A 12,038-nucleotide genomic window follows, 5' to 3' on the forward strand; every position below is an offset into this window, starting at 1 on the left:
CCTTGATAAGCGTTAGCGATGCCAAAGTAATTGATCCAGCCTTGCATGTATTGACACACTTTAAACTGCTGATAACTCATACATACCCCAATTTCGGCTCGTTAGTCGCCTCATCTTTTGTTTGAAAATGTGTAATGTTTTAACTCGAAAACCATCACCTATCTGGCAGTTTTTAATCAGTAAAGATTTAAGTTCCATAGATATTTTGCTTTCATAGTAAAGGATAGTGGCAGATTGCTGTGTTGGCATATTTGTTACCAAAAATGAGTAAGTTCTGAATACAATGTTATCTCTACATTGATTTATTTTTGTTATTTTAGGATACATTTGGGACACCTTAACCAATAATTTATAAAATAATTGATTACATTGAATCTCTAATGTATTTCTTAGCGTTATGACAGATAATTTATAGTTGAGATAAATTACATATAACGAAACATTGAAACTCATTGAAACTAACTTAGTACGGTGATATAACATACATAAGTGGTCAGTATGCGGTAGCGCAAATGTCAAAACGCACACATCTAAATTCGATAATGAAAAGTAACTTTTATCAGTTACAGGAAATGCTTATCGAATTTTCTAAATTACTGAGCGAATCGGTTGTTGAACAAGAACTATATCAATTGCCGCTCATCAAAGTTGATGAAGTGTTGGAAGAACCGATTTGTATCAACATCTTAAATACCTTCGGCAATGATGCTGCAGGAGTATCTTTCTTGCAAAAAGCCTTTACCACACTGAAGCTTGATGCCTTTACCTATAGCACTTACCTTGCTCATCGGTTTCCAGGGTACGTGGTTCTTCCCTTACAGATAAAGAGTGAAGTTGAAAGTTATATTGATGAAATCAATAGACGTAAAGCAGAATTTCATTTGTCTGTTAAGAAAGGCTACTGCGGAAAAAGGCAGAGCGCTCATAAAAATTTGCATAAAGAAATTGAAAACGTGGTTTTGTTAACAGCCACTCGTAAGATTAGAAGTTGCAGCCAACCAATAAACACCATTAGTTTTTACTGGCAGCATAAATCAATCCATAAAAACATCACGATGGAAGACGCTAAACTAAGCTTAGAAAAGGCTAAAAACAATCCAACATTTGAATACGCTTGGACTGACCGTGATGACAAATTAAACATGATTGAACAAGAAATTGAACAGTTATCTCATGTGCCTAAGAACCATCGGATCATGGAAATAAAACAAACTCGAGCTCAGCCCTTTATCGATTTATGGACTAGAGTTGACGGAAGTAAAGCCAACAAAAAAATATCTTCTAGCAATGCATCATTGCCAATGATTATCTTTGGTGAACCACCGATTAAAGTGAACCCGTTAACCAATTATCTGCGGGAGAATGTGCAGTTTAAAGAGGTACAACACACCTTGATTAACGGTAGGAAGTCTTGGTTTGCGGTTCCAAATAGTGACTAAATAAATGAGGAATTATATATGCTCACCATGATATTAGCGACGGCCCTTGTGTTTAGCTCTCCTAGTTCGCTACCTAACGGACTGTCGGTTGATACCAAAAATACGCTATTTAACAACGTTATATATAGGCCTAAAACACCTACTATATCGATGCAACAACAGTTCATAAATACTATGTATGATAAACAAATGAAGTTTATTAAAAGCAATAACATGGATGGTGATTTTGGATATAGGAACTTGTTAAACGATACTATTTTTATAGGTTATGCTCCATATAACGATGGCTCAAGGGATGGTAAAGTTCAGATAAAATTAGATATGACTTACCGATTTAACGAGGCTAAAGAATGAACGAATCTTATTATGTATTTAAACGATATTCATTGTTTAGAGCGAGTGTTTTAGCTTTTACACTTCCTTTTTTTGTTTGCCTATTAATTAATTTAGTTAACACTAATATATACCACTATGGTGTACCTTGGCCATGGTTCGTAATAACTGCACTGCCTTTTTTATTTCTTGGATATAAAATCAAAGTAGAACAGATAGGAGAGAATCTCGTTGTTTATCGCTGCTTTATCAATATAACCTTAATAAAAACATACTTCGAATTGTGTGACGACGCAAATATTTCCTGGGAACCATCTACCCCAAAAAAATCAACTTATAGGTTGTTCATAGGGAATAAATATACGGGGCTGATTATTGATAGATGAAGTTATTAACAATTCATTTAAACAAGGATATAATGCGATTATTATTTCTTTGAGTTCTCAATGGAGGATCTATAAAGTTATCATATAATGAAGCAATGCTCCTTATTCGAGACTTTGGTGTATTTACAGCCAAAGAGTATGATAGGTTCAGAAATGGTAGTTCTGTATTGAAAGAACAGCTACCTGCTCAACCTAGTGTATTTTATAAAAATGAATGGAATGGTTGGAATGAATTCACCGGTATAGAACATAAAAAAGAAGAAGTAAACATTCAAGAAATTCAGAAAATTGCTATTGAGATGGGGATAAAAACTAAAGAAGAGTGGCGTATGGCTGTTACAACTAAACAAATAGATGCGCCGCTTTTTGTCTCAAAAGTACAAGGGTTTAGCAATTGGACACAATTTCTCAACACTGATAAATATAGAGACTTTGAAGAACTACTGTCTTTTACTCGTTCGCTTGGGATTAAAACTCAAACTGATTGGCGTGGATGGTGTAGAGATAATGAACGGCCACAAGATGTACCGTTTGACTTACATACACATTATAAAGATAGTTTTTTAAGTTTAGAACGTCCAAATAACATCAGCTTTTGGCGATATATTTTCGTTGGTGAATAACATGATTTAAGCGGGACTATGCCCGCTTAAATCACCCTTATCTAAAGTCTTCCTCCTACAACAGAATTAGACATCGAATAATAACTATCTAACTGTTTAGATGAATCTGCAATAGTTTCCGCACTCTTGTCTTGGTTTTCAGTTTTCGATGTTGAATCTTCATCGCTACCTTGACTTTTCTCTGACTTATTTGGAGCTTGGGGGGCATTTGTATTTGTTGCTGTATTCACTTCTGGATTATTGAATGTTTGAGCAACATTAATATTTGTAACAGTGTTATCCGAAGAACTATTCACAGTTTGAACTGATGCTGTACGACCGTCTAAATCGGCATTTGAAACCGTTTGGCTAGAAGGCGTGGTACTCGAATCTGTACTGTTAGTGGTATTCACATCAGCATTCGAATCTGTGCTGTTAATGGTATTCATATCTGTATTTGAACCAGCTTGACTTGAACTGCCTCCTGTAAATATTTGCTCCGCGGCCTTGAGGTATTCATCCTTATCTCCGCCCATTTGTTCGTTTGGCCTATCACCTACATCTTCATTTATCCTATCCCGCGATCCTTGGATAAAGTCTTTAACAAATTGTTTTTGGTCATCATTTAGAAGGTGATCCATTCGACTCGCTAACGTTTCCATTTTATCCAATTTATTTGAATAATCATCTCGCGTAGCTTCTCTGTCACCAGCAGGCATCCAAATTGAACCACTGGTCATATCACGGTTACCTGTAACCTCTGCCATTAAATTAGATGTATTACCATTAGTTGCCTGTTTGTCTAAAACACTTGTTAAATCAGATGCCGCCTGGACGGATATTGAACTAAAGACTTTGCCATCACTTTCTTCAGATGCCTCTTGTGCTATCCCTAAATGTTGCATTGCACCTAGATAGGCCCTTGCACCATCACTATTTGCAGCATTAGTATCGGCAAGGGCAATGCTTTGGTCAATTGCCTTTAAGTGTTCACCAGAGGTCTTATAGTCATCTAACCAATTAGCGCCATCAGATAATGATTGAAGCGTGTTGGTATCAAAATTTTTCTTACTTTCATCAGTTCCTTTACCATATTTACCATTTTCATCTTTCCCAAGAATTTGCGTCATCAAGGTATCATCATTCCACACAGCGATCATGCTTTGTGCATTTTTAACCTTGTCAGCATCTTTAGAGGTCAATCGGTCATTCATTGACCCTGTTTCGACTGCTGTCAATTGGCTAGATGATTCAACACCCTGTGAGTATTCCGGTCTCAAATTAGATGTATCAGCCTTGGCTTGAGTTTGGTTTTCTACAAAATTGTTGTACGCATTAGCTCCACCAGGTTTAAGGACTTCACCAACGGCATTCGTAGAGTTTGAAACTACGTCTAACACTTTGCTGATTGAATCAACATTTCTATTAAGATGATCACTTTTTTTGCTAAGTTCATCAGATTTACTTGGAGAAATATCAGGTAGTTTTCCGCCAGTTAATTCTTCACTTTCTGATTTAAATCGTGCCATATCATCTTTCTGAGCTTGCTCTGCTTCAACTTGACCTTGTTTGGCATTTGCCGCACCCGAATCAACACCGGTTCTTACAGCATCTTGTCGATTTTGGTGTTCTTGGTTAAACTCTTGAGCACTTGCAATAGTAGGTGCTCCCGCTCCAATTGAGCCTCTCGTTTGTTCGATTTCTGTATTCGTATTTTCCATATTTGATAATGTTGTATCTTTCTTATCATAGAACTCAGCTGCAGTCCCAGCATTGGCAATACCTACACTAGATAAAGCCTTAAAAATATCTTTATTTGTTTGTGTATCTTGTTTTTCTTTGGCAATATCAACGCCACCTTGCCCATTAGCGGTTAAATCAATTGAATTATTCTGTTTAACTAAGTCCATGAGCGCTAAAGCCCTTGCATCACCACGTGGATTATCTGTATGAAGCCCTCGCTCCGCGAAGTTCTTATCTTCACGTTGTTGTAACCACTTATCCCCTGGCATATCGTCAATAGTCGAGTTTTTAATTCTATCCCATGCTTCAGGTTCTTGGCTTTGCATAAAGTCAGCAATATATTGGTTTTTCAAATGAAGACCCGCACCAACCATATCGATTTCTTTAGACTGACCTAATTGTGATGAACTTGTTGATAGTTGAGAAAGCATGGCGCTTTGTTGCTCTAATGCCTGAGCTTGCCTTGTATACGCTGCAGCCTCTTTAGCTGCCTGTTGAATACCTTGGTTATTTGAAGCTGATAAGACTTCACTTCCGGTGTGAATTCTAGACAAATTAGCATTAACTTTTTCACTATTCGCATTAGCTTTCTGAAGTGCTTCTTGATAAGAGTCGGAGGTTCCTTGTGCTGTTTTTGAATTTACTCCAACAGCGGCCTTTATGTCTGCATTAAATTTTGCACCAAACCCAGCAAACATTCCTGTGGGGGCCGCACTATTAACACGACCATCTTCATCCGTCCCATTTTTTCCCGCTTTAGCACCTAATTGAAATCCGCCGCCAGCAGTCATAGTTACATCACCATTTGCCATCAGTTGTTCAGCTTGTTGTGTTGACATTCCAGTAGCGTCAACTAATGCTTTTGTAACCCCAGCTGTAGCCTCTTTAATGTTTGAGGCGTTGTATGTAGTTGATTTTCCGTCACTAAAATCCATTGAACTTGTATTTGCGTCGCCAAAAACATTGTCGAGAGCTTTACTTGCACTTGCCGTCGACCCTTTAGCGGCAGACTTAAGGTCGGTGGCTCCGGCGGTAAGGCCGTTACCTGTTGATTCAGCAACAGTAAATTTCCCCATTGAACTGGCTGTTAAAGTATCACTTGTTTGCCAATCACCAGTTTGATTTTGAAGTACGCCAGTGTTGTTCCCAAACGGTACCCTACCGTTGCTCACAGTCGCCCCCGTATCTGGTGAAAGTCTTTGTGCATTAATGTTTGGATCTGCCATGGCTTGTTTGGCCATTCCTTGCATTGAATGGACTCCTCGATAGAGTACAAACACACATATGGCAGGGATAAAGGTATACATCATGCCTGAAATACTGATATAGCTATTTGCAGTTGCAAACTGACTGTCAATTGCGGAAAGACTGAATTGGGACTTGCCTGCAACGACGGCATCTGTAAATCTATTGGTCATTGCTAACGCCGTAAAAAGATTAACCAACACAATCATGACGGACCAAAGCTGTACAAAAGCCCAGGCCGCAAAGTATTGCCCCATCGCCATAATCCCGTGTCCAGATATTGCTAGAACGAGCCCAAGAAAGGGGACTAAAAATACGGTTAATGCCTCAAAAAATGACTGCATCACTTCGGCGTTTTCCATCCAATACTCTTTTTTACCCGCATTGGCGAGCTGTCGTTGTCTAACCGTATCAAACATGGCGCGCGAAACTTGTTGTCCATATTTTGAATGAGGGAAGTAATCTGCAAACACACTTTTCAAGAATGCCACATTAGCTAAATCAAAAGACGACTCTGCACTTGGAACCACACCTTGTTGAGCTGCTTGGCTGAGAAACTTAGTTACCGCATCTAAATCGACACCTTCACTTGATAATGTCTTCTGTAAATTGGTTTTAAAAGTAGAATTATTTAAAACAGTATTCAATTTTGACCAAACTGCAGGACAAGTGAGAACCTCTCCATCAGGATTGTTTGAGACAAGGTAGCTGGTGGTAGTGAATTTAGGACTAGTAACTTTTAACGCGGCCATTATGTCTCTAGGAGCAGCGTTTGTTAACGCTTCAATAGGTTGTGCAGCGTTCTTTGCAATGATATTTGTAGTTTCATAACAATCCTCAATATATTTATGCAGGGTATTACACACATTGTAACTTGGGTCTCCACTGATCGGAGTGCAAGCTGAACTAAAGTTTGCGTCATCTAGCGCGACAAAATTTTGAATTGGGCTCAATGCTTCCCATGTATTTGCAATACCGACAATCGAAAATGCCTGAGCCATTAAATCAGCAATTGCGGTACCACTATTCGTAATTAACCAACCGCCTAACGCCGGCAATAAAGGAACATTATTTACTTCTTGAAATGAAGCATCTCGTTTAGACGTGATCCTCACATCAACAAGGGATTGAGGACCTAAAAAGGCTAACACGAACACTATTGATAAAATAAAGCCTTTTGCGGGAAATGGGGCTTTATCTTGATCTATAGCCCACATAAGAGAGTTCCAAATAAGACCGAGCAAAAGCGCAATCGATAACATGAGATAAATATCACCAGTGGACCATAACCTTGCAATGCCTCGGAACACTTCAATTAAAAAAGTTGCATTACCAATCGAATAAATTTCGTACATGTTATGCTCCCTTATTTGAAGCAAGCAATATGGCCAGATTACTACGTAAATTAGCTCTGTTTTCATCTATGCGTTGTTGAATATCACCATTTCGAAGCGCCTTGTAGTTAGCTTGGAATGTTGCTAAATCTTTCTCGGTTTGAGATAAACCAACTGGATAAATTTTGTCATTATTTTGATTGTTTTTCGAAATTGTCAGCGCCTTTGCGACTTGTTCGACCAAGTCGTAAGCTAAGTAATCCATAATGGCGGCAGTTGCTTCAATAGACTTATATTTTGCGTAACTTTCACCAAAATTATCAGTGGCTCCAAAGGTAGACATCATCAAATGCATGTCATCGCCGATCCAATATGCGAGTTTTAGTTCGTCTTCTGTATACTCAGTATTAGGTTCTTTGTAGGTTTTTTGCCAAATGGAATAAATATCTTTACGTAACTTAGGTAAGAATTGCTTTAACGTAAGAGACGTCTCATGTACCGAAAGACATTCTTCTGTGGCACATTTTAAATATTTAATATCAATATCTTCGTCATTAGAATCGATAGCTTCAGCATTATAAAATAGGTTTGTGAAGAATTCGGCTCCTTTGCCGGGGACATACGATAGACAGGTATTTTCTCCCGCATTCATGGGGGCAGTACACATAGACGAATCAGTCGTTGTGATGGTTGCGCCTAAAATGGTGAACACGAGTTCATTCTTTTTCACTCCGCCAAAACTATCGAATAAAAATCCTTTTGGGGTTGCATCCGATAAGGGTTTAATTAATGCATTTTGGGCTATCTTTACACCCACTTGGCTCTCTAAGTCAGAAACGGATTTTTGCGAAGATTCTCCGTTTCGTGCCTCGTTTGGATCGGGTGAAAAACCCATTGCAACGTTAACAGAACTCAGCTTATTGGCTACAAATCCCATTTCGGTAGCAGGAGTAGCATCTCCGGAACCAAGTGCCTTTTGAGCCCATTCAGCCCCTTTTTCACAACCGTTAATATTGAATTCATTCATTCCATTGACTAGAGTCGTTAACTCATCAACAATTCCAGCGGCCATGGGAGACATAGATTGAAGAGCTAATTTAAATGCGTAAGTGGCCGCACCTTGCATGATTGCGCGGCTTAATTGAGCTAATTCATCGCCTGAAATAAAACTGAAGGAACCGGCAAAAATATCAATATCACCACAAGCCCCCATATTTGCATTAGGTAATCTTGCGCTAACTATTGAGGGATTTTCGCCAATGTTGGGCCTATATGAAAACCCACCCAAATTGACACCATAACGTCCATTTGCATGTTTACCAGCACTAGGTGCTGACTTTGAATACATGTCGTTAAAGACATCTTGCATAGGATCTGCTATTGCAAAAGAAGTAGTCAACGTTAAAACAATTAATACACTTAATTTTTTTAAAGTCATTTTTTAATTCCTAAACTAATGGGTGTTCCAATTGGGGATATGGATAAATCGACTCGGCTTTGCAGGGCGTTGTATAAAAACTCTGAATTATTTAACTCAGATTCCTTTATTTGTAGCAAGCCACTATCAAGAACATTACTCCGCCGAACAGCTTGGACTGATTTGTATTCATCATCATTGATCCAATCAAATTTATGGGCTATTTGAACAAGTGCATTCTGTATTTTTGGTAACGCAGAAACACCATTACTCAACAATTCAAATTTTGAAGCGTCGTTAGAAACGAGGTAAGTAGTAGGGGTAACGGTGACATTAAATTGGCTTGTGGCTTTACCAACAACATCAATAACTACTTTATCGTCAGGAATACCAGGGATCGAACCACCATCTAAGGAAATATAAAGGACATTTATATTGTATTCTTTCGATAAATATTGAATGAGAGGCAACTGTTTAAGGCAGTATGGACAAGAGCTAGAAAAAAAGAACCAAATCCCTGCTTGAGTAGCGACCTTTTTAATTACTGGCTCTTGAGCTTTCAATAAATCTGATTTAAACCGATTGAGCATGAATGACTCTGTTGGTCTTCGATGATCTTCAGATAACCAGTTAGCTTCTTTTCTAAAAAAATCACCTGATTTGTTGGCAAAATTAGAACTATAATCAAGCATTAGCCGTTGAGCAGCATAAAAGGCGCCTAAATTTTCAGTTGTAGGATTTTCAATGGCTTTATTTTGAAGTATTGGCAGATTTTTTTTTATCCACTTTACGTCAATATTAACCATTTTTTCCTCTGGTTTTTCAGGAGGGCTTTCTGGTTCTGGTTCTTCTGGCTCCACAACTTCAGGAGGGGCTTCATGCCAAAACCAACCTCGTTGGCTTTGTTCATAGAAATCATCCCCAGCAAGACATTGAAAACTGAGCGATAGAAATAAAAATGGTATAAATATTTTTGAAATGACGGTATTCATGGCTCCCCCTTAATACCTTTATGATATCAAGCAAGCACACTAGTTCTGTTCGTTTCAGGTGCCATTTTGGACACTGAAACGAAAAAACGCATAATTAAGTGGGGGGTTTTAGAGAAAATAAAAATGATTAACCGTTTGCAACGCTTCTATGTTGAGGAATATCACAGGAGATGCCATGGTGAGAATTTTTATTAACTTTAGGTGTGAGTTGGTTATTAACTTTTGATGCTACTAGCATGTGTCGAGTAGCTGATAAATATACAGAACTATCAAAAGACTCTTTTTTATTATCACTTACTGGTGCATATAACGTAGTTCTATGTGACTGTTCTTTTGAATTATATTTTTCGCTTAGTTTATTTAAGCTAACAGATGAATAATTTTCTGTACATGCCCAACAAAAATAGCGATCACTATCTTCATGAACAATAAACCTATGATTACAACAATTAGTTTTGCATTGAGTTATTAAAAACTCATTGCAAATTATCTTTTTCAAAAGATAGGTGAATCGAGATATATCACAAATTTTTCTACTTAATAATTGGGGATATTGGATAACCGCAACCTCCCAAGCAGTTGCAATATGATAGATATTCAAACCTTTTTTTAATAACGGATCACCTGATACGATACCGTATATTTTAAAAAGAATATTGGACATTTTAAATCCATCATTGGATTTAGCCCATGTTTTTGAGTAGCCTCTTGAAAAGTTTAATTCTGGATTTGCTTCTCCAAAAGTTCTAACTAACTTCTTCGTGCCCGGCACAAAGTCAGAGATTAACTTGGGCATCATTCCTAAATCATGCATACGTCGTGCTAATGCTATATTGTTAACTCTTTCGACGTCGGATGGTAACTTCATTTGATAAATCCTGATTATTTAAGCGACGAAAGAAAACAAAGTTTGCTCTACGTGTTTACAAGCGTTGGAATCAACTGAGAAAAATGTTGAATAATCAATTGTTTCATTCACAACAAATATAGGTATAAAAGAATCTATAAAATTTAACTTGTTAGAAGTTAAATAGTTTTCTGTAATCAAATCAATTGTTGGCTGTTCCATAAATAATAAACCTTTGGTAAACAAAGGTGCTTCTTGAACACATAAACATATGTTTTGAAAGATAGCCGATTGATATTTTGAGATAGTAGATAAACAGTCTAAGTTATCTGGGAATGTGCGACCTAAAGTAACACGAGCGTTCACTTGGTTTACAATAGATTCATATGAGCAAATGTTTCTAATGAAATATTCAAACAAACAATCACCGCTTAAATCTTTTTTAGGAGTTAAAACCCAATTTTTCAATTCAGAGACGAATTTAGTCCAAGTTTCAACTGTTTGCTTAACCAAACTGCTTACATGAGATGGCTTCATATTGAATACTTTACTACAAGCCAACGGGTCATCGATAGCTAGTTTTTGCATAGCTATCAAGTAATGTTTTTGGCCTTGAAGTAAAGCTTCGTAATAATGATTTATATTAGCCATTCCTGTAGAACTCCGTCTCATAACAAATGAACGAGGTCATTTTAACCATACGGCTTTGTGTAATCAATCCTTTATATTGCTATTACTCATTTAATTATGATTTTTTAAATTAGGTATCGTGAATAATTTGTATTAAAACGAAAATAAATGATTGATAACTAGTTTATTTTTCACTTTTTGCGCAACCGATTTTGCAACAATAGGATTTATCAAATTTGTGATATAAACCATTAAAATCCCTAATTGGAACAAAACCCCCCATCAAACGGTTAATATTTGTACAAAAAAACAGCCGTCACACATGGTTAAACCTAATACTCACTCTTATATTCCTGTCGGTTTTTTTTCAAAATTATATTTGGCTTATATAAGTCTTCATCACATGTTGGAAACCACACTGTGTTTCCAACAGATAGTTCCTTTGGAAAAAACAGCAAGTCGAAGACATTTATATAGATAAATTATTTTCAAAGAATTTCATTTCAGAGTCCCAAAAGGCACCTGAAACGGCCTGAACTTAAAATTTTGTATGGCATGATCAACTTCTCTTAGATTTTGGAGTATCGGATGTCTGTTGAATCAGTAAGTTTACAGTTGGCTTTAGATACCATTAGCGAATGTTATGAAGAACTTGTGGACCGAGCCCAGTTACTCGTTGATGGTTACTGGTCCGAATGGCGTAAACATAACAAGATGCTTTTTGATTCTGGTTTAAAGCCTGGGCAGAAGGAATACCAAAACACAGGTCGATTAGCACCGCGATTGAAGAGGTCTAAAGTTACACATCGAGTTTATATCGAATGGTTAGATTGGAAAAAAACGACGTACAGGAAATTTCAAAACCCACGTTCTGGTGTGCAAATAAAACCAAATAAACGGGAGGGCTATACGTGGAAATCGATATCAAAAAAAGCGAATGCTTGGGAAAAGAAATTCTTTGATAAGTACGAGCCATTATTTAAAACGTTGAGAAAAGCGTTAGCTGTAATGGCAGATCAAATAACGATGTTGAAATCAACAATTAAACTTTTAAGTTAAGAGGAATCAAT

Annotated in this window: 9 protein-coding genes; 4 read left to right on the forward strand and 5 right to left on the reverse strand. The window is 37.3% G+C overall.

Annotation, left to right across the window (positions count from 1 at the left end):
* The first annotated feature begins 542 nt into the window (after positions 1–542).
* The 3 genes from ACED29_RS17365 (at position 543) to ACED29_RS17375 (ending at position 2,781) form a co-directional block, all read left to right on the forward strand.
* Positions 543–1,439, forward strand: a complete 897-nt coding sequence (locus ACED29_RS17365) for a DNA replication terminus site-binding protein (protein ID WP_371698245.1) — start codon at positions 543–545, stop codon at positions 1,437–1,439.
* An 18-nt stretch (positions 1,440–1,457) separates the two neighbouring features.
* Entirely contained in the window at positions 1,458–1,793 is a 336-nt protein-coding gene (locus ACED29_RS17370) for a hypothetical protein (RefSeq protein ID WP_347690949.1), read from the forward strand.
* A 460-nt stretch (positions 1,794–2,253) separates the two neighbouring features.
* The gene (locus ACED29_RS17375) at positions 2,254–2,781 is read left to right on the forward strand and encodes a hypothetical protein (RefSeq protein WP_286957223.1); all 528 of its coding nucleotides are present in this window, start codon (positions 2,254–2,256) and stop codon (positions 2,779–2,781) included.
* 41 nt (positions 2,782–2,822) lie between these two features.
* On the opposite strand, the gene ACED29_RS17380 is transcribed toward ACED29_RS17375, so the two are convergent.
* From ACED29_RS17380 to ACED29_RS17400, 5 genes are all read right to left on the reverse strand, one after another.
* Complete coding sequence (locus ACED29_RS17380; RefSeq protein WP_371698213.1) at positions 2,823–7,103, reverse strand: conjugal transfer protein TraG N-terminal domain-containing protein; 4,281 nt, start codon at positions 7,101–7,103, stop codon at positions 2,823–2,825.
* A gap of 1 nt (position 7,104) precedes the next feature.
* Positions 7,105–8,520, reverse strand: coding sequence for a conjugal transfer protein TraH (locus ACED29_RS17385; RefSeq protein ID WP_347690947.1), 1,416 nt, complete (start codon positions 8,518–8,520; stop codon positions 7,105–7,107).
* On the reverse strand, positions 8,517–9,491 hold the full coding sequence (traF, locus tag ACED29_RS17390; RefSeq protein WP_371698214.1) for a conjugal transfer protein TraF: 975 nt from the start codon (positions 9,489–9,491) through the stop codon (positions 8,517–8,519). The genes ACED29_RS17385 and traF overlap by 4 nt, the downstream gene beginning before the upstream one ends.
* Positions 9,492–9,618: 127 nt before the next feature.
* A complete protein-coding gene (locus tag ACED29_RS17395; RefSeq protein ID WP_347690945.1) occupies positions 9,619–10,359 on the reverse strand; it encodes a hypothetical protein in 741 nt (246 codons plus the stop codon).
* Between the two features lie 18 nt (positions 10,360–10,377).
* Complete coding sequence (locus tag ACED29_RS17400; protein ID WP_347690944.1) at positions 10,378–10,989, reverse strand: hypothetical protein; 612 nt, start codon at positions 10,987–10,989, stop codon at positions 10,378–10,380.
* Between the two features lie 567 nt (positions 10,990–11,556).
* On the opposite strand from ACED29_RS17400, the gene mobI reads away from it, so the two are divergent.
* Positions 11,557–12,027, forward strand: coding sequence for a conjugative transfer protein MobI(A/C) (mobI, locus tag ACED29_RS17405; RefSeq protein WP_182741310.1), 471 nt, complete (start codon positions 11,557–11,559; stop codon positions 12,025–12,027).
* Positions 12,028–12,038: the final 11 nt, after the last annotated feature.

Source organism: Shewanella sp. 5S214 (assembly GCF_041439795.1).
Lineage (GTDB): Bacteria > Pseudomonadota > Gammaproteobacteria > Enterobacterales > Shewanellaceae > Shewanella > Shewanella vesiculosa.

What these genes read in the sequence shown, in the direction of transcription:
- ACED29_RS17365 (WP_371698245.1), top strand. Translation starts at nt 543, where the DNA reads ATGAAAAGTAACTTTTATCAGTTACAGGAAATGCTTATCGAATTTTCT.
- ACED29_RS17370 (WP_347690949.1), top strand. Translation starts at nt 1,458, where the DNA reads ATGCTCACCATGATATTAGCGACGGCCCTTGTGTTTAGCTCTCCTAGT.
- ACED29_RS17375 (WP_286957223.1), top strand. Translation starts at nt 2,254, where the DNA reads ATGCTCCTTATTCGAGACTTTGGTGTATTTACAGCCAAAGAGTATGAT.
- ACED29_RS17380 (WP_371698213.1), bottom strand. Translation starts at nt 7,103, where the DNA reads ATGTACGAAATTTATTCGATTGGTAATGCAACTTTTTTAATTGAAGTG.
- ACED29_RS17385 (WP_347690947.1), bottom strand. Translation starts at nt 8,520, where the DNA reads ATGACTTTAAAAAAATTAAGTGTATTAATTGTTTTAACGTTGACTACT.
- traF (WP_371698214.1), bottom strand. Translation starts at nt 9,491, where the DNA reads ATGAATACCGTCATTTCAAAAATATTTATACCATTTTTATTTCTATCG.
- ACED29_RS17395 (WP_347690945.1), bottom strand. Translation starts at nt 10,359, where the DNA reads ATGAAGTTACCATCCGACGTCGAAAGAGTTAACAATATAGCATTAGCA.
- ACED29_RS17400 (WP_347690944.1), bottom strand. Translation starts at nt 10,989, where the DNA reads ATGGCTAATATAAATCATTATTACGAAGCTTTACTTCAAGGCCAAAAA.
- mobI (WP_182741310.1), top strand. Translation starts at nt 11,557, where the DNA reads ATGTCTGTTGAATCAGTAAGTTTACAGTTGGCTTTAGATACCATTAGC.